Below are 21,187 nucleotides of genomic sequence, written 5' to 3' on the forward strand. Positions count from 1 at the left end.
CGATAGCCGCACAGCGGCGCTTTCAAGGGACCCGCCCCATGCACTTCGACCTGACCGACCTGCGGCTGTACCTGAACATCCTCGACGCCGGCAATATCACCGCCGGCGCCAGCCGCAGCCATTTGTCCCTGGCCGCGGCCAGCGCGCGGATCCGCGCCATGGAAGCCTCCCTGGGCACCGAATTCCTGCAGCGTGGCCGCCGTGGCGTCAGCCCGACGCCCGCCGGCAAGGCCCTGGCCCAGCACGCCCGCGGCCTGCTGCAACAGGCCGAACACCTGCAGCAGGACCTGGCCGAATACGCCCGGGGCGTCAAAGGCCAGGTGCGCCTGTTGTGCAACACCACGGCGATCACCGAATACCTGCCGGAGCCGCTGGCGGACTTTCTCTGCGCCCACCCCAACCTGGATATCGACCTGCAGGAACTGCCCAGCCTGCGCATCACCCACGCCCTGCGCCAGGGCGCGGCGGACCTGGGGATAGTCTCCGACGCGGTGGATACCCAGGACCTGCAAACCCTGGCCTTTCGCGACGACCCGTTGGTACTGGTCCTGCCCGCCAATCACCCACTGGCGGACGGGCGGGCGGTGAGTTTCAGCGACAGCTTGCACCACGACTATGTCGGCCTCGCCGCCCACAGCGCCCTGGCCGTATACCTGGAAGAACAGGCCTTGCACCTGGGGCTGCGGATGCCGATCCGCATCCGCGCCGATGGCTTCGACGGGGTGATGCGCATGGTCGCCCGGGGTGCCGGACTGGCGGTGGTGCCCCAGGCCGCCGTCGAACGCCGGGGACCGGATGCATCGCTCAAAGTGCTGCCGCTGGAGGAAGCCTGGGCGCAACGCAAGTTGCTGCTCTGCGCCCGCGACTTCAGCGCCCTGCCTGCCTACGCCAAAGCCCTCCTGGAAACCCTGGGCCAACCGTAGGAGCAGCCGGTCGACGCTCGATTGCTCGCGATCCGCGCAGCAGCCATCCACTGCGGCGTCGCGACGAAGGCTATCGCGAGCAAGCTTCGCTCCTACAGGTTTGGGGTCAGACCTTGGACAGCGCGCCTGCCGGCGCCCGGGATTTCCTGAAGAACAGCCAGTACGCCAGGGTCAGGATCACCAGGAAGGGCACGCCGAACACCAGGGTCATCTTGAAGGCCTCGGTGAAGTAGGTGGTGATCATCACCGCGCCCATCAGCACCAGGCCCAGCAGCGTGCTCCAGGGGAACAGGCGCATGCGGAACGACAACTGCTGCTCGCCATGGCGCTGGTGGTAACGGCGGAAGCAGTAGTGAGTGAGAAAGATCATGAACCAGGTGAAGATCGCGCCGAACATCGAGATCGCCATCATCAGGGTGAACGAGCTTTCCGGGTACAGCACGTTGATCAGGGTCGCCAGGCCGATGCCCGAACTGGACAGCAGCAAGGCGTTCAACGGGATGCCGCTCTTGCTCAAGGCACCCATGGACTTGGGTGCATAACCGCCACGGGACAGGCTGAACATCATGCGCGTGGTGATGTACAGCTGACTGTTCATCGCCGACAGCGCGGCGATCAGGATCACGAAGTTCATCACCCCGGTGGCGCCGGGAATGCCGATGGTCTGCATCACCGTGACGAACGGGCTCTGGGCCTTGCCGGCCTGGACCCAGGGCACGATGGCCAGCATCAGCGCCAGGGTCAGCAGGTAGAACACCACCAGCCGCACCATGGTTGCGCGGAAGGCCTTTTTCACCGCTCGCTGCGGGTCCTCGGCTTCGCCGGCGGCTACCGCGATCATCTCCACGCTCAGGTAGCTGAAGATCGAGACGATCACCGCGATCCACATGCCCTGCACACCGTTGGGGAAAAAGCCGCCGTGGGCGCTGTAGTTGTGCAGGCCGTAGTCGGCATTGCCGGAGCCGAACACCACGTACACCGCGAGGATGATGAAGCCGACGATGGCGGCGATCTTGATGGTGGAGAACCAGTACTCGAAGTTACCGAAGGTTTTCACGCTGATGGCGTTGAGCAGGATCAGCACGCTGGAGAACGAGACGATCCACACCCACTCCGGCACATGGGCGAACCAGTACTTCATGTACATGGCGATGGCCGTGACCTCGGCACCCACCGCCAGGACGATGGCCGCCCAATAGGCGTAGCGCACCAGGAACCCGGCCAGCGGGCTGATGTAGAACTCGGCATAGGCGCCGAAGGAGCCGGAGGTGGAATGGGCCACGGTCATTTCCGCCAGGCAGCCCATCAGCAGCAGGGTGATCAGCGCGCCGATGGCGTAGCTGAGCAGCACGCTGGGGCCGGCGTAACCGATGGCGTAGGCACTGCCCATGAACAGCCCGGTGCCTATCGCCCCGCCGATGGCGATTATGCTCATCTGCCCGGCCGTGAGCTGGCGGCGCAAGCCCTGTTCACGATTGGAAATCGCTGCAAAACCCTTGTTGGTCGTGGTCACGTTCATCAGCCTCTTATTATTGTGTGCACGCGTTGATCGGTGTCGCGAGCCGTCCCTGGCCGGTTCTGGTATCACCCTGTAGCCGCTGGCGCGGCCTGCGCTCGGCGACGAAGTCGTCGCAAAACCGGAGTCCACGGTCTGCCTGACATACCGCGGCGCCTGGAAATGCGAGTCCTGCGGCCTCGATCGCAGCCTGCGGCAGCGGCTACAGGTAGCGGGGGTCAGGTCACGCTGTGGCGGATCTGGAACTGCGGCTGGGCCCAGGTCTTTTCGTCGAGGATTTCACCGAGGATCTGCACCGCGTCCCAGACTTCGCTGAAACGGGTGTACAGCGGCGTGAAGCCGAAGCGCATGATCCGCGGTTCGCGGTAGTCGCCGATCACGCCCCGGGCGATCAGGGCCTGGACCACCGCATAACCTTCGGGGTGCTCGAAGCTGACATGGCTGCCGCGCTTGTCGTGCTCACGCGGGGTGACCAGCTTCAGGCCATGGGCTGCACAGCGTTGCTCCACCAGTTCGATGAACAGGTCGGTCAGGGCCAGGGACTTGCGCCGCAGGCTGGCCATGTCGGTCTGCTCGAAGATCTCCAGGCCGCACTCGACCATGGCCAGCGAAGTGATCGGCTGGGTGCCGCACAGGTAGCGGGCGATGCCGCTGCTCGGCCGGTATTGCGCTTCCATGTCGAACTGCCGCGCGTGGCCGAACCAGCCGGACAGCGGCTGCTTGACCAGGTCGCAGAGCGCCGGCGAAACCCAGGCGAAGGCCTGGGAACCCGGGCCGCCGTTGAGGTACTTGTAGGTACAGCCGATGGCGTAGTCGGCGCCGGCCTGCTTCAGGTCCACCGGCACCGCGCCAGCGGAGTGGGCCAGGTCCCACAGGCTCAGCGCGCCGCATTCGTGGGTCAGCGTGGTCACCGCCTGCATGTCATGCATGTAGCCGGTCTTGTAGTTGACGTGGGTGAGCATGACCACCGCGGTGTCTTCGCCAATGGCCTGGGGCAGTTCCTCGGGGCTGTCCACCAGGCGCAGGGAATAGCCCTGCTGCAGCATCTCGGTCAGGCCTTCGGCGATGTACAGGTCGGTGGGAAAGTTGCTGCTCTCGCTGACGATCACCCGCCGCTGCGGCGCCTTGAGCGCCTGCACGCGCAAGGCCGCGCTGAGCACCTTGAACAGGTTGATCGAGGTGGTATCGGTGATCACCACTTCGTTGGCATCGGCGCCGATCAGCCGGGCCAGGCGGTCGCCGAGGCGCTGCGACAAGTCGCGCCAGCCGGCGGTGTTCCAGCTGCGGATCAGGCCATTGCCCCACTCCTCGGCAATCACCTGTTGCGCCCGTTGCAGGGCCGCTACCGGGCGCGCACCGAGGGAGTTGCCGTCGAGATAGATCACCCCGTCGGGCAGCGCGAACTGGTTGCGCAGCGGCGCCAGCGGGTCCTGTGCGTCGAGGGCCAGGCAGTGGTTTCTTGTTGTCATGGGAGGTCCTGTTTTCACTATGGCATACGGCAGCACGCAATGCCGGAGGCGGCATCGGCGGCTGCACGGTGAAGAAATAATGAACGAAGCCCTGGAGAATTTTCGTGCAAAATGCGCTATGAGAGCGGCACAGCCTCGAAGATTATTCGACTACAACTTAAAAAAACGCGGATAAATGCCAACCATGATTCTCGACTCGACAGACCTGCGAATCCTGCACTTCCTGCAACAGGACGGCCGTATCAGCAACCAGGAGCTGGCGGAGAAAGTCGCCCTTTCGCCCTCGGCCTGCCTGCGGCGCCTGCGCCTGCTGGAGGGCGAAGGCATCATCAGCGGCTATCGCGCGGTGCTCAACGCCGAACGCCTGGGGATCGAGCTGGAGGCCATCGTCCATGTGTCGTTGCGCCAGGACGTGGCGGACTGGCACGAGACCTTTATCAAGAAGGTCCAGCAGTGGCCGGAAGTGGTGACCGCCTATGTGATCACCGGCGCCAGCAACTATGTGCTGCGGGTCCAGGCACGCAACCTCAAGCACTTCTCGGATTTCATCGTCAATCACCTGAACCGCACGTCCGGGGTCACCGACATCCGCTCGGAAATCGTCCTGCAGAAAATCAAGGAACAGGACGGGCTGCTCGACCTGGTGCTGCGCAAGTAAAACGGGTGGCCTGTGGGGTACAGGCCACTAGAAGCCACTCAGGCGCCGCGCATCGTGGCGCTGCAGGGTGACGCTGGGCGACTCGCCGAACAGCTTGCGGTATTCGGCGGAGAACCGCCCCAGATGGCTGAAGCCCCAGCCCAGGGCGATCTCGGAAATGGTCCGCGCCGAACCGTGTTCGAGGATCTCCTGGCGCACCGCATTGAGCCGGTACTTCTTCAGGTAGACCATCGGCGACAGGGCGAAATACTTCTTGAAGGCCTCGAACAGCTTGAAGCGCGAGACCCCGGCGGCAGCTTCCAGGTCTTCCAGGCACAACGGCTCGCGGGCGTTGGCGTGAATGTACTGGCGGGCGCGGACCAGGTAGTGGGGCAACTTGACCTCCAGCACCTCGCGCAGCTCCGCCGAGTAGTTGTTCGGCTGGGCCAGGATCAGGCCCTTGATCAATGAGCTTTCCAGGTCGCGGGTGAAGGCCAGCTGTTCGTACAGCTCGCTGCTGCGCTCCAGTTCGGCGATGAAATACCGCGCCATGCGCCACCAGGAAGCCGAGGCCCCCTCCACCGCATCCATCACCGCCTCGAAACGCAGCGGCGCTTCCGGCGGCCGTTGCAGCAAGGCCTCCAGCGCTTCGCTCATGGCCGCCCGGGTAATCACCACCTGGACTTTGCGGCAGTCGCCGGAGATCGCCAGCATCTGGCTTTCGTTGGGCGCGATGATCACCCCCTGGTCGCGGTTGGAACGCAGCAGCCGGCCGTCCTTGCTCAGCTCCTGATCGCCACTCAGCGGCAGGCTCAGGCTGTAGCTGCTGAAGCGCTCGGCGTCTTCGATGTCGATGGTGACGTCGGTGCCGTATTCGATGGTGCCCAGGGTCGTGGCCCGCGACTTGAACACGTTGGCGCTGTGGTGAAAGCGGATGCGCTCGGGGGTGCTGGTCTCGAGCCGGTGCGGCCCGCAAATGCCGGACATCCAGCTTCTCGCCCCCTCGAGGTCGTAGCGATCGATACGAATATCGCGAAACTGCGAATCAGCCTTGCTATTCATCACGGCGCACCCACGGCAATATTTTTTTGCGCGCTCTGACGGCGCGTCTGGCTTGAACGACTGGCTTGCAGGAGCAAGTTTTGCGCCACCGCCCGGCACTGCCAACCGACTGGATAGCAATCGCCAACTAAGTGGATAGAACCCGTCCACCCGGTGCGCAAAACCCACACAAGACTGCGCCCAACAGTAGCTCATCGCGACATCGCGGTGCAGCCGTTGATCGGCTGCCGCACCAGCCCTGGGTATTCAGCCCCCAGGTGTTACCCCCCCCGCGCCCGTAGGAGCGAGGCTTGCCCGCGATGGGTACGGCGCGTTTTGACAGATGCACCGCGTGATCCTTTATCGCGAGCAAGCTTCGCTCCTACAGAAGCGCCCTGGAACGTTCAATTTTATGGATGGCCTTGGCCGACTAAGCGGATAGCCACTCGGGCGCCCCACTCTCTCTAATGCATGCACCGATTGGCCTGAACAAAAAAGGTACTCACTCATGAGTGGTGCAAGAAACGCAGAACAATGGAAAAGCTTCATCGACGGCTGTCTGGACTTTCGTCCGGACGACGGCGTATTCCGCATTGCCCGGGACATGTTCACCGAGCCCGAGCTGTTCGACCTGGAGATGGAACTGATCTTCGAGAAGAACTGGATCTACGCCTGCCACGAAAGCGAGCTGGCCAACAACCACGACTTCGTCACCATGCGCGCCGGGCGCCAGCCGATGATCATCACCCGCGACGGCGAAGGCCGGCTCAACGCGCTGATCAACGCCTGCCAGCACCGCGGCACCACCCTGACCCGGGTCGGCAAGGGCAACCAGTCCACCTTCACCTGCCCGTTCCACGCCTGGTGCTACAAGAGCGACGGGCGTCTGGTGAAGGTCAAGGCGCCGGGGGAATACCCCGAAGGCTTCGACAAGGCCACCCGCGGCCTGAAGAAAGCCCGCATCGACAGCTACAAGGGCTTTGTCTTCATCAGCCTCGACATCCACGCCGACAACTCCCTGGAGGACTTCCTCGGCGACGCCAAGGTGTTCTTCGACATGATGGTCGCCCAGTCGCCCACCGGTGAGCTGGAAGTCCTGCCCGGCAAGTCCGCCTACACCTACGACGGCAACTGGAAACTGCAGAACGAGAACGGCCTCGACGGTTATCACGTGAGCACCGTGCACTACAACTACGTGGCCACGGTGCAGCACCGCCAGCAGGTCAACAGCGAGAACGGCGGCGCCAGCGCCACCCTGGACTACAGCAAGCTCGGCGCCGGCGACGCCAATACCGACGACGGCTGGTTCGCCTTCAACAACGGCCACAGCGTGCTGTTCAGCGACATGCCCAACCCTTCGGTGCGCTCCGGCTACGCCACCATCATGCCGCGGCTGATTGAGGAGTACGGCCAGGACAAGGCCGAATGGATGATGCACCGCCTGCGCAACCTCAACGTCTACCCGAGCCTGTTCTTCCTCGACCAGATCAGCTCGCAGCTGCGGATCATCCGCCCGCTGGCCTGGAACAAGACCGAGATCATCAGCCAGTGCATCGGGGTCAAGGGCGAGTCCGACGCCGACCGGGAAAACCGCATCCGCCAGTTCGAGGACTTCTTCAACGTCTCGGGCATGGGCACCCCCGACGACCTGGTGGAATTCCGCGAAGCCCAGCGCGGTTTCCAGGGCCGCCTGGAACGCTGGAGCGATATCTCCCGCGGCAGCCACCGCTGGGAAACCGGGCCGACCCGCAACAGCGAGGCCATCGGCATCCAGCCGGCCATGACCGGCACCGAATTCACCCACGAAGGGCTGTACGTCAACCAGCACCGCAACTGGCAGAAATTCCTTCTCGACGGGCTGGCCGGACAATCCCTGAAACTGCGTGAGGTGTGAACATGAGTGCGCAACTGCAATACCGTATCGAGCAGTTTTTCTACCGCAAGTCCGAGCTGTGCGACGCCCAGGACTGGGACGCCTACCTCGAACTCTTCGACCCGCAGAGCGAGTTCCACCTGCCGCAATGGGACTCCGAGCATGTCTACACCACCGACCCGAAACGCGGCATGTCGCTGATCTACTACGCCAACCGCTCGGGCCTGGAAGACCGGGTGTTCCGTATCCGCACCGGCAAGGCCGCCTCGACCATTCCGATGCCGCGCACCCTGCACAACATCAGCAACGTGCGGATCGCCGAGCAGGCCGATGGCAGCCTGCAGGTGCGGCTGAACTGGCACACCCTGTTCTATCGCCTGGCCACCGCCGAGCAGTTCTTCGGCCACGCCACCTACAACCTCAAGGCCCACGGCGACAGCTGGCTGATCACCCGCAAGCATGTGCTGCTGCTCAACGACACCATCAACTCGGTGCTCGATTTCTACCACCTCTGACGGAGACCGGGCATGAACCACAAGGTCGCGTTCAGCTTTGCCGATGGCAAGACGCTGTTCTTCCCTGTACACGCCAACGAAATACTGCTGGATGCCGCCCTGCGCAACGGCATCAAGATCCCCCTCGACTGCCGCGAAGGCGTCTGCGGCACCTGCCAGGGCCGCTGCGAATCGGGCAACTACAGCCAGGACTACGTGGACGAGGAAGCCCTCTCCAGCGCGGACCTGGAGCAGCGCAAGATGCTCAGTTGCCAGACCCGGGTGCAGTCCGATGCCACCTTCTACTTCGACTTCGATTCCAGCCTGTGCAGCGCCGCGGGGCCTGCACAACTAAGCGGCACGGTCAGCGAGGTGCGCCAGGTCTCCGATAGCACGGCGATCCTGCAACTGCAGCTCGACCAGGACCAGGCAGCGCTGGACTTCCTGCCGGGGCAATACGCTCGGCTGTCGGTCCCCGGCACGTCGAGCAAACGTTCCTACTCGTTCGCCAACCGCTCGGGCAGCCAGCAGCTGCAATTCCTCGTGCGCCTGCTGCCCGACGGGGCCATGAGCAACTACATCCGCGAACGTTGCCAGGTCGGCGACCGTATCGAGCTGGAGGCGCCGCTGGGGGCCTTCTACCTGCGCCATATCGTCCGGCCGCTGGTGCTGGTGGCCGGCGGCACCGGGTTGTCGGCGCTGCTGGCGATGCTCGAACAACTGGCCGCCGACGGCTGCAGCCAGCCGGTGCACCTGTACTACGGGGTGCGCAACGTCGCCGACCTGTGCGAAACCGCGCGCATCGAGGCTTATGCCAGCCAACTGCCGGGTTTTCGCTACACTTCGGTGATCAGCGAGCCGACGGCGGACTGGCCGGGCAAGCGCGGCTATATCGCCGAGCATTTCGACTGCAGCGAACTGCGCGATAGCCCGGTGGACATGTACGTCTGCGGACCGCCACCGATGGTCGAATCGATCAAGAACTGGTTGCAAGATCAGCAACTTGAGAGCGTTCAGCTGTATTACGAGAAGTTCACCGAGAGTAATATCTGATCCGTCCGCAGTCAGCCGCGATCTGGCCGCGAACACGGACAGATCCGATAACAATGAGAAGAGAGCGTGATTAGTGGATGAAATCCTGAAACCCGGCGAACTCAAGCGTGGCTTGAAGAACCGCCATATTCAGCTGATTGCCCTGGGCGGGGCGATCGGCACCGGCCTGTTCCTTGGCTCCGCCGGCGTGCTCAAGTCCGCCGGCCCCTCGATGATCCTCGGTTATGCGATTGCCGGGTTCATCGCCTTCCTGATCATGCGCCAGCTCGGCGAAATGATCGTCGAGGAGCCGGTGGCCGGATCCTTCAGCCACTTCGCGCACAAGTACTGGGGCGGTTACTTCGGCTTTCTCGCCGGCTGGAACTACTGGGTGCTCTATGTGCTGGTAGGCATGGCCGAACTCACGGCCGTGGGCAAGTACGTGCAGTTCTGGTGGCCGGAAATCCCGTCCTGGGTCAGTGCGGCGGTGTTCTTCGTGCTGGTCAACCTGATCAACATGATGAACGTGAAGTTCTTCGGCGAAGCCGAGTTCTGGTTCGCCATCATCAAGGTGGTGGCCATCATCGGCATGATCGCCCTGGGCTGCTACATGCTGGCCAGCGGCAGCGGCGGCCCGCAGGCCGCGGTGAGCAACCTGTGGAGCCACGGCGGGTTCTTCCCCAATGGCGGCACCGGCCTGCTGATGGCCATGGCCTTCATCATGTTCTCCTTCGGCGGCCTGGAACTGGTGGGCATCACTGCCGCCGAGGCCAGCGAACCGCGCAAGGTGATCCCCAAGGCGATCAACCAGGTGGTGTACCGGGTACTGATCTTCTACGTCGGCGCCCTCACCGTGCTGCTGTCGCTCTACCCCTGGGACCAGCTGCTGCAGACCCTGAACGCTTCCGGCGACTCCTACAGCGGCAGCCCGTTCGTGCAGATCTTTGCCCTGATCGGCAGCGACACCGCGGCGCACATCCTCAACTTCGTGGTCCTGACCGCGGCGCTGTCGGTCTACAACAGCGGCGTGTACTGCAACAGCCGCATGCTCTACGGCCTGGCCGAACAGGGCGACGCGCCCAAGGCGATGATGAAGCTGAACAAACAGGGGGTGCCATTGCTGGCCCTGGGCGTCTCGGCGCTGATCACCCTGCTCTGCGTGGTGGTCAACTACCTGGCACCGCAGGAAGCGCTGGAACTGCTGATGGCCCTGGTCGTTGCCTCCCTGATGATCAACTGGGCGCTGATCAGCCTGACCCACCTGAAGTTCCGCAAATCCATGGGCCAGCAAGGCATAGTGCCGTCGTTCAAGACCTTCTGGTTCCCGTTCAGCAACTACCTGTGCCTGGCCTTCATGCTGATGATCGTCAGCGTGATGCTGATGATTCCCGGGATACGGGTTTCGGTCTACGCCATCCCGGTGTGGGTCGCGCTGATCTGGGTGTTCTACCGCCTGCGGGTGGCCAGGACTGGTACACGGGCGGTGGCCTGATCGTCGGCGGCACATGATCCTGTAGCCGCTGCCGCAGGCTGCGATCGACCGGTACGGTCGCAGCGATCTTGAGGACGCCGGAGGTCCTTCGGACCTATCGCAGCCTTCGGCAGCGGCTACAGGGGTTGGCATAAACGAAAAGGCCCGGCATTCGATGAATGCCGGGCCTTTTTATTGGCCTGTCGCTTACAGCGTCGAACGCACGCGCCACAGCTCGGGGAACAATACGGTGTCGAGCATCTTGCGCAGGTAACCGACGCCTTCGGTGCCGCCGGTGCCGGGCTGGAAGCCGATGATGCGCTCCACCGTGGTCACATGGCGGAAGCGCCACTGGCGGAAGGAATCCTCCAGGTCGATGAATTTCTCCGCCAACTGATACAGGTCCCAGTAGCGCGACGGGTCGGTGTAGACCTCGCGCCAGGCGACTTCCACCGACGCATCATGCTGGGTCGGCGCCTTGCTGTTCAGGGCTAGGCGCTCGGGGTCGATGGCCAGGNCGGCCTTGGCCATCAGGCCGATGGCTTCGTCGTACAGTGACGGCGTAGCGATCGCCAGCTCCAGTTCCTTGAGCAGTTCCGGACGATGAGCATGGGGACGCAGCAAGGTCTCGCTCTTGTTACCGAGGATGAACTCGATCTCGCGGTACTGGAACGACTGGAAGCCCGACGAGTGCCCCAGGTATGGGCGGATCGACTTGTACTCGGACGGGGTCATGGTCGCCAGCACCGCCCAGGCATGCACCAGCTGGTCGAAGATCCGCGACACCCGCGCCAGCATCTTGAACGCCGGCTGCAGCTGCCCCTGATGCACATGCTCGCGGGCCGCATTGAGCTCATGCAGCATCAGTTTCATCCACAGCTCCGAGGTCTGGTGCTGGATGATGAAGAGCATTTCGTTGTGGTCCGGCGACAAGGGGTGCTGGGCATTGAGGATGCGCCCCAGGTCCAGGTAGTCGCCGTAGCTCATGGAATTGGAAAAATTCAGCTCGGCGTTATGCCAGCCATCGGGCGGCGGGTTGCTCGAATAGGGACATTGACTCATCGCGTGGGCTCCTCATGTCAGGTAGCGGCTGGTCGATCACCCGGCGCCGGCCTTGGTCGAAGCGCGCGCGGGGTCGAAGCTTTGTTGTTGTAAATACTATTGTAGGAATTATCGCGGCAAAGGCCGCAGGATGGCGCGCACCGGGCTCGCATCCAGATGGGCGAAACGCAGGGGCAGCGCGATCAGTTCGTAGTCGCCTTCGGCCACTTCGTCGAGCACTATGCCTTCGAGAATCGCCAGGCCATGGCGGGCCACGGCGTTATGGGCATCCATGGTTTTCGATTGCTGCGGGTCGAGGGACGGGGTGTCGATGCCGATCAGGCGCACGCCGTGTCTGGCCAGCAGCTCGACGGTGTCCTTGGCCACGGCGCTGAAGTCCGGGTCCCAGGTGCTCAACGGCGCCTGGCGATAGGTACGCAGCAGCACCCGCTCGGGCAGGTTGTCGAGGTGACCTTCCAGGTGTTGGGGCAATACCAGCGGGCCGCAGCCCAGGCAATGCACGACCCGGCACGGGCCGAGGTAGACGTCCAGCGGCACCTCGCCGATCGGCGCGCCATCGGCGCTGTAATGCAGCGGCGCGTCGACATGGGCACCGGTATGCGGCGACAGGGTGATGCGCCCGACATTCACCGGGCACTCGGGTCCGTACTGCCAGACCCGCTCTTCCTGGAACGGCGTGTCGCCGGGCCAGGTCGGGGTCGCGGTACTCAGGGGCGGGCTGATGTCCCACCAGCTTGGGGTTGTGTTCATAGCGCTGCTCTCGGCCACTTCGACCTGAATCATACGAGCGATGCCCGTGAAGATTCTTGCGAAATACTCCGGCGACCGCGAAATCTTTCGCATGAACTGCCAGGAAATCACCGATTCACGCTTGGAAATTTCAATGCAAACCCCGGCAACACTTCGCGGGCGGGTACTGCGTTTCTGGGCACCCCGATGTCGAGTACAGACAACTGACCGGGCGCCGGGCGCTATAGGGTGCGACTTCAGTTCTCAGCCAAGACCCCGGAGTCCTCATGACCGCGACTGCCCCCATTACCGTTCTGCGCGACACTCACCCGCTGCCGGTGCTCGATGCCTGCAAATGGGAAAAACTCGAAGGCGACCCGCACACCGTCAACCTCAACGCCTACACCAGCGAAGACGGCAGCAAGATCATGGGCACCTGGATCTGCACGCCCGGCAAATGGCGCGTGGACTACGTGAAATGGGAGTACTGCCATTTCCAGGAAGGCTACTGCGTGATCACCCCGGACGGCATGGAACCGATCCACCTGCGCGCCGGCGATATCTTCGTGGTCGAGCCGGGGATGAAAGGCACCTGGGAAGTGGTCGAGACCGTGCGCAAGTATTTCGTTTTCGCCTGATATCCGAAGATTCAGGCCGCAGTTCTGCAAACGCCTGATCGGTCCGGCGAAGGACTTTCCACGAAACATCAAGAGGCGCTCATATCATTGAAGAGCGCCTCTTTTTTATAAAACCACAGCAATAAGGCGCACGCCCGCCATGCACTTCCCGGCCTAATGATATTGGCCAACCAGAAGTTTACTCATCTCATTCCCAGCGAATACAGATAGCCCACTTAAACTTCCAGCAAGCTTGCTTAAACAAAAAACCCAAGCAGACAACCCGCATTTAAAACTTTAGAAAGCCTATTAATCCAACGACTAAAAAGGGGACGTCTCAACGTCCCCTTTTGCACATCCAAGTGCCTGGCGGTGTATCAGGCACTTAGTCTTTGGCTTTCGAGATTTTCCATGAGCCGGTATTGCCGTCCCGATTCAGATAGGGGGTCGTCGATACCGCATATTTGACGCCCTCGCCACTGGCATGCCCACAGGTGTCCAGGAACCCGCCGCGCACATCGTTGTAGCCATTCAGGAAGTGCACGACATCCCCCTCTCTCACCTTGAAATCCTTGGGATCTGAGGTATCGGCAAAGATTCGCCAGTGCAGGGTATCCGCCGGCCGCGATTCCTTGAGGGCTGTGACCACGTTATAGATCGACGGTTTTGTCGCGTGGCCATTGGTGTCCAGGTAACCACCCTCGTTTTTGTAGAGGTTCCACAGCAGGATCACATCGCAACTTTCAACCTCGGTCCCTATTGCCTTGCCTGTCGCGGACTCGATGATCCAGGTGCCAGTACCCGGGCCGCGATGAGGAGTGGTTGCGGTGACTACGCCGTAAAGGCTGTTCGGGGCGGTCGCATGATTACAAGTGTCGAGATAACCGCCATCCCAATTGTTGTAACCATTCTTGATATGAACCTTGTCTCCGTATTTCAGAACATCTGCCATGGTTTATCTCCCTGATAAAACCTCATATACATGCCATATCCATGACATGTCGTTATTCGACAGAGATGCTGTCGACACAGATCACCTTAGCTATCAATCCCGATACTGCCTGGGCATGTCTTATACATTGTCGCGATAACGCCACTTGCGAATACTTCATCCCTACTCGGCAAATATTACGGACGATATTCGACGGTAAAACTGCCATAAATCGATGCTTTTTTTTCTGAACAAGCGCGATTGCCGAGGACGGTGCACTCGATCCCGGCCTGTGCCAGCGGCTACAGGGGAGCGAGGTCCATTGAGGTGAGGGAGATGGCAAAAAAACCGGGAGCCCGCCCGACGCGAGCTCCCGGAAAAACCCCTATTGGGGTTTGCGATAGCTGTTAACGATAGCCGAGAAGTCCATGCCCCCTTCCCCGCGCAGGCTCATGGCCTGGTACAGCTGCTGCGCCACGGCGCCCAGCACCACCGGCTGGTGCGCCTGGCGGGCGGCCTCGGTGGCCAGCCCAAGGTCCTTGAGCATCAGCTCGGCGCCGAAGCCGCCGGTGTAGCCGCGGGCGGCCGGTGCGGTTTCGATTACGCCGGGCCAGGGGTTGTAGGTGTCGGAGCTCCAGCAGCGCCCGGTGGAGCTGTTGATGATGCCCGCCAGCACCTTGGTGTCGATGCCCAGGGCATCGCCCAGGGCCATGGCCTCGCTGACGCCGATCATCGAAATGCCCAGCAGCAGGTTGTTGCAGATCTTGGCGATCTGCCCGGTCCCCACTTCGCCGCAGTGCACGATATTTCGGCCCATCTGCGCCAGCACCGGCTGCAGGGTGGCGAACAGTTCGGCGCTGGCGCCGACCATGAAGGTCAGGGTGCCCGCCGCCGCGCCGCCGGTGCCGCCGGATACCGGCGCATCGGCCACGGCCACGCCTTGCTTGGCGGCGGCCGCGGCCACGTCACGGGCGGTCTGCGGGTCGATGGTGCTGCAATCCACCGCCGGCGTGCCATGGGCGATCCCCGCCAGTACCCCGTCGTCGCCCAGCCAGACGGCGCGCACATGGGCGGCGGCCGGCAGCATGGTGATCACCAGCTCGCTGTCTTCGGCGGCGGCGCGGGGCGAGGTACTGATGCTGCCGCCCAGTTCGGCCAGTTCCTTGAGCACGGCCTGGTTCAGGTCGAACAGGTTCAACTGATGCCCGGCCTTGAGCAGGTTGCGCGCCATGGGTGCGCCCATGTTGCCCAGACCGATGAATGCGATTTTCATGAGCCGACTCCTCAACGCAAATGGATGGTGGTGTTCACGCCATCGTTGACGCTGTCATCGTCGAACCAGCGACTGGTGACGGTCTTGGTCTGAGTGTAGAACTGCACCACTTGCTTACCGTAAGGGCCCAGGTCGCCCAGCTTGGAACCACGAGAACCGGTGAAGCTGAAGAAGGGTACAGGCACCGGAATCGGGATATTGATCCCGACCTGGCCGACATCGATTTCGGTCTGGAACTTGCGGGCTGCCGCGCCGCTCTGGGTGAACAGGCCGGTGCCGTTGCCGAAGGGGTTGCTGTTGACCAGGGCGATGGCCTGGTCGAGGGTGTCCACTTCCAGCACCACCAGCACCGGGCCGAAGATTTCCTGGGTGTAGATCTGCATGTCGGTGGTCACCCCGGAGAACAGGGTCGGGCCGACGAAGTTGCCCTGCTCGAAACCCGGCACCTTGACGTCGCGACCGTCCAGCTCCAGCTTGGCGCCTTCCTTGATGCCGCTTTCGATCAGGCCCAGCACACGCTCCTTGGCGCGCTTGGAAATCAGCGGCCCGACATCGGTGCCCGGCTCGCTGCCGGCATTCACCTTGAGCTTCTGCGCCAGCGCCTTGAGGTCCGGCAGCCATTGTTTCGCCGCGCCCACCAGGACCACCACCGAGGTGGCCATGCAACGCTGGCCGGCCGCGCCGAAACCGGCGCCGACCAGGGCATTGAGCGCCTGTTCGCGGTTGGCGTCGGGCAGCACCACGGCGTGGTTCTTCGCGCCCATCATCGACTGCACGCGCTTGCCGTGTTTGCCCGCCAGGTCGTAGACGTGGGTGCCCACCGCCGTGGAGCCAACGAACGACACCGCCTTGATGTGCGGGTGGGTGCACAGCTTGTCCACCACGTCCTTGCCGCCATGCACCACATTGAGCACGCCAGGTGGAACCCCGGCTTCCAGCGCCAGTTCCACCAGCAGCATGGTCGACAGCGGGTCCTGCTCCGAAGGCTTGAGCACGAAAGTGTTACCGCAGGCGATGGCCATCGGGAACATCCACAGCGGAATCATCGCCGGGAAGTTGAACGGAGTGATCCCGGCGCAGACGCCGATCGGCTGGCGCAGGGTGTAGGTATCGACGCCACCGGCGACGTTCTCGGCAAACTCGCCCATCTGCAGGCTGCCGATCGAGCAGGCATGCTCGACCACTTCCAGGCCACGGAAGATGTCGCCTTCGGCATCGGCGATGGTCTTGCCCTGTTCGGCGCTGAGCACCTGGGCAATGCGCTTGGAGTGTTCGCGGATCAGCGCCTGCAGCTTGAGCATGATGCGCATCCGCGCGCCGATCGGGGTCAGTTTCCAGGTCTGGAAGGCGCGCTGCGCGGCTTCGATGGCAGCGTCGACTTCATCCGCCGTGGCGAAAGGCACCTTGGCCAGCACCTGCTGGGTGGCCGGGTTGGTGATGTCGTGCCACTCGCTGGTCCGGGATTCGACCCACTGGCCGTCGATCAGCAGCTTGACCTGCTGCAAGGTGGTGCCGTCGGGATTGAGGGATGCGTTCATACGGGTCTCCTGACTTCTTGAGGTTCTTATGCAGGGAGCCAAGGCGTGGGTCCGCCTTGAAATGAGGCGTGCGTCGCGAGTTGGTTGTCGGACTGTTTTTGGAGTATAGATGTGCAAACTTCTAATAAGAATGCACATAAAAGCCGGTCCATCATGCAAAAAAACATCACATCCCTCGGCTCGCTGAACTGGGACGACCTGAAGTTTTTCCTCGAAGTAGCCCGCACCCGCAAGGCCAGCAGCGCGGCCAAGCGCCTGGCGGTGGACTACACCACGGTGTCGCGGCGCATCGGCTCGCTGGAAGTCGCGCTGGGCACCCTGCTGTTCGAAAAATCCCGGACCAACGGCTTTGTCCTGACCGCCGAGGGCCAGCGCCTGCTGGGTTATGCCGAGTCGATCGAAAGCACCCTGCACATGGCCTGCGAACAGGTCTCGGGCTCGGGCGTGGCCCTGTCCGGGCATGTGCGCATGGGCTGCACCGAAGGTTTCGGCAGCTTTTTCATCACCCCGCAGCTGAGCCATTTCGTTGACTCCTACCCGGCGATCTCGGTGGATATCCTGCCGCTGCCGCACTTCATCAGTCTGTCCAAGCGCGAAGCCGACATCGTCATCGCCCTGGAGCGCCCAGAGCACGGCCCCTACGTCTGCTGCAAGCTCTGCGACTACCGCCTGCAGCTCTATGCGACCCAGGAATACCTCGACCAGCACCCACCGATCCGCCGCCCGGCGGACTTGAGCGAGCATCAGTTCATCAGCTACGTGGACGACCTGGCGTTCAGTTCGGAGCTCTTGTACCTGGCCAATGTGCTGCCCGGCGCCAGCGCCAACCTGCGCAGCACCAGCGTGATCGCCCAGTACGTGGCGGCGCAGCAAGGGCGCTCACTGGCGATCCTGCCCTGCTTCCTGGCAGCCCAGGACCCACGCCTGCTGCCAGTGCTGCCGGAGGAAATAGACATCACCCGGCAGTTCTGGATGTACTGCCGCGAAGACCTGCGCAAGCTCAAGCGGATCACCCTGCTGTGGGACTACATCCGCAGCGTGACTGAGCAGAATCAGGGCCTGCTGATGGGGCAGAGCCGGGTGATGGTGTTTGCCGACTCATAGTCCGCAAGAAGATCAGTAGGCCCTGCCAATGCTTTGTGACAGGGGTTGATCGTAATTGCCGGGGCCCGACAGACTCTCCAACCAAGTTCAGAATCGTCCTAAAGCCTTAGCCATCGCCACTTGCTAGGTTCGCAAAGCTCTACAAGGAGCCGAGTTTTTCTCCCGCGGATCAGCTAATGCAAGGACGATAAATGCTCTCTTCTGCTCGCCTGGGCGACAAACACGTCTGCCCTCTTCCCGGTCACGGCACGACACCTATTGCTTGCGCTTCTGGTGATATCAACATCAACTTCATGGGAGCAGCCCGAGTCGGTGACACTTGCGGATGTGGCGCGGTTATTACCACAGGATTTCCCTCGATCCTCCTGAACGGTCGCCCCATGGCTCACCTGGGCAGCCCTACCAGTCACGGCGGGACAATCATCACCGGGTCAGGTGACACCTTCGGTGGCTTTGTCATGGCCCCCACTCCTGGCACGGCAATCATTAACTTCGCAGCCCTCGGGGCAATCCGGCCGGATGGCTCTGTAGATGATGAGAAGATGGCTACCCTGTTGGCCGATCCACAACTGGAGCAGCATGCTTTGCTCTCGGGCGCTCTGGTACAACCTGGCAGTTCCTCCTCAACAGCCCCAGGGGAACCGCTGACTCCCGAGCTAATCGCAGTCGCCGGAAGCCAGCACGACAAAAGCTCGGGCAACCAAATGATGTTCATCGGCCAAGCCGTGCGCGAACTGGCCGAGTTCAAACGCAGCAAACCTGACCTGACGCGCACGCTGGTAGTGTTCACCCCGTCGTACAGTGAAGCAATGCTCAGTGCGGCACGTGGATCTGCCAAAGGCTATGGTGCTGGTGTTGTCACCGTGACGAACGCCCAGGAGCTGATCGACTACCTGAACCAAGGCAAGGACCGCAAGCAATCACCCATCGAACACTTATCGCTGTTCAGCCACGGCGTGCCGCATCGGATCGCCTTCGGCTATCAGCTTGCCGGGGACTTCCAAATGTCCTTAGACGTACTGAGCTACGACAAGATTTCACCTTCGGCGTTTGCCAGTTCGGCGCAGATCAACAGCTACGCCTGTAGGACCGGTATGGGCAATCGGTCGGACTTCCCTGTCGAAGATGGCATCCAGTTCTTTCCACAGACCAACGAAAGTCTGGCGCAGTTGCTGGCCAACCACCTGCGGATCAAAGTGCATGCCTTTGTTAGGCGTTCGGACTACAAGAACACCTGGGGTTCGTTCGAAGAGCGCCGCATGGGCGATCTTTGCGGAATTAGTGACAACGCAGCACCTGGGAAAGAATGGTGTAGGAAATGGGGCACACTGAAGGACGAGCGAAAGCTATCTCACAAGAAACATAGATTCACCTATCAGACCATGGGGGCCATCAACCCTGTGATCTCAGGCGACACACCTATTGGCGTACCAGGAGGCCATTTTGAGTTTCTACCGAAGTAAAGGCTTCTGGATAGCCTTCACCATTATTTCTCCTTTGCTGCTGATAGCGGCCAACTACGGATTCAAGGTAATGACGAGTGTATACAAGACGGACTTGGGCAACGGTGTAGTGATCTATGCCGACGATTACGTGAAGACCGGTCGCTGGGTGTTCGACTGCGAGTATTCGCGACTGATCAGCCGTGAGCCGCTGCCAGTCCCGCTCTCCGAACTGGAAAGTGCAGGGAGACTCACCATTGGGAATGCCTTCCTGAAAGAGGTAGACGAGCAGCCTGCCAAGGAGGCATTGAGGGCTGTTACAGGCATTCGCGACTGGTATAAGAATCTGCGCTATCTCTACTCCGCACTGGATGAGAGCAGCGACTTGAATTCCCATGCGTTCTATCTGGTCGCCCAGCACGCTGGCCGGTCATGGGCTGTGGAGGTAGACCGGTCAATCAGCTACTACGGCAAATCCAGCTTCACAGTAACCGCCGAACCCTATGACCCCAAAACATACGTGGACTACGCCAAGGCGCTCCAGGCCGCCATCAAGAGCTGCCCTGCTCCACAGTAAAGGCATCAGTTTGCCGATTGTTCTCTACCAGTGCCGCTATGAGGTCACCAGACTCCATCCAAGTTCAGAATCCTCCTAAAGCCTTGCCCATCGCCACTTGCTAGGTTCGCAAAGCTCTACAAGGAGCCGAGTTTTTCTCCCGCGGATCAGCTATTGCCTCGGAGTCGCTAAGGAAATTGCAGGAGATGGCGTCAACTCCAAAGGAGGAGCAGAAACGGAAGGGGCCGCAGTGCTCAGAAGGCGTTGACGGGCTTCGCGCTTGGGATGACGCCCCAGATCGAATATCAATCAGTATCGGCATCAAGCTATTTAGTCAGCATCCTAACGGTGGAATCACGGCAGAAATGATAATGGCCGAGGTCCTTGCAGTCGCACCAGAACAATGGGGGGAAGGTGTCCGTGTCCACACATGCAAAAAAATTTAAGACTCGCTATATAGCTCTATTCCTCTTACTGGCTCCTTTGGCATTTTGGTATGCCGCGACCCCCAGCGTAATTGTTCATTACTCCAAAGAGGGGACCGAGGAACTGCGCTCAATATGGGACACGCAGCATCGCATTTATAGGGAGAGGATTCTTCCAGGCCAAGCCACGGTAGACACTGGTCATATCTTCCCTAACGCAGAGTTTTTCATGGTGTTCTTTTGGGGAGCCGAGAAGGGTGCTCAGAGATGTATCGATATCACTCCCAAATGGGGAAGAAAGATAGATATCTACCTTGATGCAACAGGGAGAATCGACACCACCAAAACCGGCCCTGACGTCATTTCTCGCTTGAAACAATGTGCGGGCGAACCTGACCCTTTCCGGCCCTAAGCCTCCTGCCAACAGCGCTGCGAGGACCTGCGCAAGCTCAAGCGGGATCACCCTGCTCTAGGACTACATCCACAGCGGACGGAACAGAATCAGGGCCTGCTGATGGGACAGACCCGGGCGATGGTGTTTGCCTATTAGTCGGCGATGACCACGATCGAGACGCGCCGGTTCTCGGTACGTCCAGCCACTGTGCTGTTGGAGGCCACCGGTTCGCTGCTGCCGAGGCCGCGCAGCTGGATGTTTTCTTCGCGCATGCCCGTGGCCACCAGTACCTTGCTCACGCTTTTCGCCCGGCGCAGGGACAGTTGCTGGTTATAGGTTTCCTTGCCCGAGGCATCGGTGTGGCCATCGACCCGGACCTTATCGATATGCACGCTGACCAGGGCCTTGCCGATGCGCTCGACGATCTCGGTACTGGCGGCATTCAGTGTCTCGATATCGCTGCCGAACAGTACCTTGCCGGACAGGCCGAAGGCCCAGCCCTCATCCGTCAGCTCGAAGCCCTCCTGCTTGAGCACCGCCACTTGCTGCGGGGTCAGCCCCTTGGGCGGCACGCTCTGGCAGCCGGTCAATGAAAGCAGCGCCAGCAACAGGCCGGTGGTGAAAAGTCGCAAGAAAGGTCGAGTCAATGAAAACAAAGAA

At 61.6% G+C, this 21,187-nt stretch carries 20 protein-coding genes; 11 read left to right on the forward strand and 9 right to left on the reverse strand.

Annotation, left to right across the window (positions count from 1 at the left end; translation table 11 throughout):
* Nucleotides 1–38 precede the first annotated feature (38 nt).
* A complete protein-coding gene (locus ACTJKT_RS29495; RefSeq protein ID WP_440790042.1) occupies nucleotides 39–923 on the forward strand; it encodes a LysR substrate-binding domain-containing protein in 885 nt (294 codons plus the stop codon).
* Nucleotides 924–1,029: 106 nt separating this feature from the next.
* Here ACTJKT_RS29495 and ACTJKT_RS29500 read toward each other — a convergent pair whose 3' ends face one another.
* Together ACTJKT_RS29500 and kynU are read right to left on the reverse strand one after the other, a co-directional pair.
* Nucleotides 1,030–2,442: an amino acid permease gene (locus tag ACTJKT_RS29500; RefSeq protein ID WP_440790003.1), complete on the reverse strand. Its 1,413-nt coding sequence runs from the start codon at nucleotides 2,440–2,442 to the stop codon at nucleotides 1,030–1,032.
* 215 nt (nucleotides 2,443–2,657) lie between these two features.
* A complete protein-coding gene (gene kynU / locus ACTJKT_RS29505; RefSeq protein ID WP_440790005.1) occupies nucleotides 2,658–3,908 on the reverse strand; it encodes a kynureninase in 1,251 nt (416 codons plus the stop codon).
* A gap of 184 nt (nucleotides 3,909–4,092) precedes the next feature.
* Between kynU and ACTJKT_RS29510 the strand changes: the two genes are divergently transcribed.
* On the forward strand, nucleotides 4,093–4,566 hold the full coding sequence (locus tag ACTJKT_RS29510; RefSeq protein ID WP_009046863.1) for an Lrp/AsnC family transcriptional regulator: 474 nt from the start codon (nucleotides 4,093–4,095) through the stop codon (nucleotides 4,564–4,566).
* A 27-nt stretch (nucleotides 4,567–4,593) separates the two neighbouring features.
* Here the strand turns inward: ACTJKT_RS29510 and ACTJKT_RS29515 are convergent, their stop codons facing one another.
* The gene (locus ACTJKT_RS29515; RefSeq protein WP_440790007.1) at nucleotides 4,594–5,607 is read right to left on the reverse strand and encodes a helix-turn-helix domain-containing protein; all 1,014 of its coding nucleotides are present in this window, start codon (nucleotides 5,605–5,607) and stop codon (nucleotides 4,594–4,596) included.
* Between the two features lie 487 nt (nucleotides 5,608–6,094).
* Here ACTJKT_RS29515 and antA point away from each other — a divergent pair, with 487 nt between their 5' ends.
* From antA to ACTJKT_RS29535, 4 genes are all read left to right on the forward strand, one after another.
* The gene (gene antA, locus ACTJKT_RS29520) at nucleotides 6,095–7,480 is read left to right on the forward strand and encodes an anthranilate 1,2-dioxygenase large subunit (protein ID WP_440790009.1); all 1,386 of its coding nucleotides are present in this window, start codon (nucleotides 6,095–6,097) and stop codon (nucleotides 7,478–7,480) included.
* A gap of 2 nt (nucleotides 7,481–7,482) precedes the next feature.
* On the forward strand, nucleotides 7,483–7,974 hold the full coding sequence (gene antB / locus ACTJKT_RS29525; RefSeq protein WP_025809954.1) for an anthranilate 1,2-dioxygenase small subunit: 492 nt from the start codon (nucleotides 7,483–7,485) through the stop codon (nucleotides 7,972–7,974).
* A gap of 12 nt (nucleotides 7,975–7,986) precedes the next feature.
* Nucleotides 7,987–9,006 carry an anthranilate 1,2-dioxygenase electron transfer component AntC gene (gene antC / locus ACTJKT_RS29530; RefSeq protein WP_440790011.1) on the forward strand — a complete coding sequence of 340 codons (1,020 nt, stop codon included), beginning with the start codon at nucleotides 7,987–7,989 and terminating at the stop codon, nucleotides 9,004–9,006.
* 73 nt (nucleotides 9,007–9,079) lie between these two features.
* Entirely contained in the window at nucleotides 9,080–10,477 is a 1,398-nt protein-coding gene (locus ACTJKT_RS29535; RefSeq protein WP_025809951.1) for an amino acid permease, read from the forward strand.
* Nucleotides 10,478–10,663: 186 nt separating this feature from the next.
* Here the strand turns inward: ACTJKT_RS29535 and kynA are convergent, their stop codons facing one another.
* Both kynA and kynB read right to left on the reverse strand, forming a co-directional pair.
* Nucleotides 10,664–11,518 carry a tryptophan 2,3-dioxygenase gene (gene kynA, locus ACTJKT_RS29540; protein WP_440790013.1) on the reverse strand — a complete coding sequence of 285 codons (855 nt, stop codon included), beginning with the start codon at nucleotides 11,516–11,518 and terminating at the stop codon, nucleotides 10,664–10,666.
* Nucleotides 11,519–11,626: 108 nt separating this feature from the next.
* Complete coding sequence (kynB, locus tag ACTJKT_RS29545; RefSeq protein ID WP_440790015.1) at nucleotides 11,627–12,268, reverse strand: arylformamidase; 642 nt, start codon at nucleotides 12,266–12,268, stop codon at nucleotides 11,627–11,629.
* Between the two features lie 266 nt (nucleotides 12,269–12,534).
* Here kynB and ACTJKT_RS29550 point away from each other — a divergent pair, with 266 nt between their 5' ends.
* Nucleotides 12,535–12,885, forward strand: a complete 351-nt coding sequence (locus ACTJKT_RS29550) for a cupin domain-containing protein (RefSeq protein ID WP_023969491.1) — start codon at nucleotides 12,535–12,537, stop codon at nucleotides 12,883–12,885.
* A gap of 364 nt (nucleotides 12,886–13,249) precedes the next feature.
* Here ACTJKT_RS29550 and ACTJKT_RS29555 read toward each other — a convergent pair whose 3' ends face one another.
* The 3 genes from ACTJKT_RS29555 to ACTJKT_RS29565 form a co-directional block, all read right to left on the reverse strand.
* Nucleotides 13,250–13,816, reverse strand: coding sequence for a hypothetical protein (locus ACTJKT_RS29555; protein WP_440790018.1), 567 nt, complete (start codon nucleotides 13,814–13,816; stop codon nucleotides 13,250–13,252).
* Between the two features lie 364 nt (nucleotides 13,817–14,180).
* Nucleotides 14,181–15,068, reverse strand: a complete 888-nt coding sequence (gene mmsB, locus ACTJKT_RS29560) for a 3-hydroxyisobutyrate dehydrogenase (RefSeq protein ID WP_440790020.1) — start codon at nucleotides 15,066–15,068, stop codon at nucleotides 14,181–14,183.
* Between the two features lie 11 nt (nucleotides 15,069–15,079).
* Nucleotides 15,080–16,606: a CoA-acylating methylmalonate-semialdehyde dehydrogenase gene (locus tag ACTJKT_RS29565; protein WP_440790022.1), complete on the reverse strand. Its 1,527-nt coding sequence runs from the start codon at nucleotides 16,604–16,606 to the stop codon at nucleotides 15,080–15,082.
* Nucleotides 16,607–16,759: 153 nt separating this feature from the next.
* Here ACTJKT_RS29565 and ACTJKT_RS29570 point away from each other — a divergent pair, with 153 nt between their 5' ends.
* The 4 genes from ACTJKT_RS29570 (at nucleotide 16,760) to ACTJKT_RS29585 (ending at nucleotide 20,545) form a co-directional block, all read left to right on the forward strand.
* Complete coding sequence (locus ACTJKT_RS29570) at nucleotides 16,760–17,710, forward strand: LysR family transcriptional regulator (protein WP_440790024.1); 951 nt, start codon at nucleotides 16,760–16,762, stop codon at nucleotides 17,708–17,710.
* A gap of 191 nt (nucleotides 17,711–17,901) precedes the next feature.
* Nucleotides 17,902–19,173 carry a PAAR domain-containing protein gene (locus ACTJKT_RS29575; RefSeq protein WP_440790026.1) on the forward strand — a complete coding sequence of 424 codons (1,272 nt, stop codon included), beginning with the start codon at nucleotides 17,902–17,904 and terminating at the stop codon, nucleotides 19,171–19,173.
* On the forward strand, nucleotides 19,154–19,729 hold the full coding sequence (locus tag ACTJKT_RS29580; protein ID WP_440790028.1) for a hypothetical protein: 576 nt from the start codon (nucleotides 19,154–19,156) through the stop codon (nucleotides 19,727–19,729). The genes ACTJKT_RS29575 and ACTJKT_RS29580 overlap by 20 nt, the downstream gene beginning before the upstream one ends.
* Nucleotides 19,730–20,128: 399 nt before the next feature.
* On the forward strand, nucleotides 20,129–20,545 hold the full coding sequence (locus ACTJKT_RS29585) for a hypothetical protein (RefSeq protein WP_440790030.1): 417 nt from the start codon (nucleotides 20,129–20,131) through the stop codon (nucleotides 20,543–20,545).
* A gap of 134 nt (nucleotides 20,546–20,679) precedes the next feature.
* On the opposite strand, the gene ACTJKT_RS29590 is transcribed toward ACTJKT_RS29585, so the two are convergent.
* Nucleotides 20,680–21,183, reverse strand: coding sequence for an OmpA family protein (locus ACTJKT_RS29590; RefSeq protein ID WP_106696447.1), 504 nt, complete (start codon nucleotides 21,181–21,183; stop codon nucleotides 20,680–20,682).
* Nucleotides 21,184–21,187: the final 4 nt, after the last annotated feature.

The organism is Pseudomonas sp. 22526, from assembly GCF_052044735.1.
Lineage (GTDB): Bacteria > Pseudomonadota > Gammaproteobacteria > Pseudomonadales > Pseudomonadaceae > Aquipseudomonas > Aquipseudomonas piscium.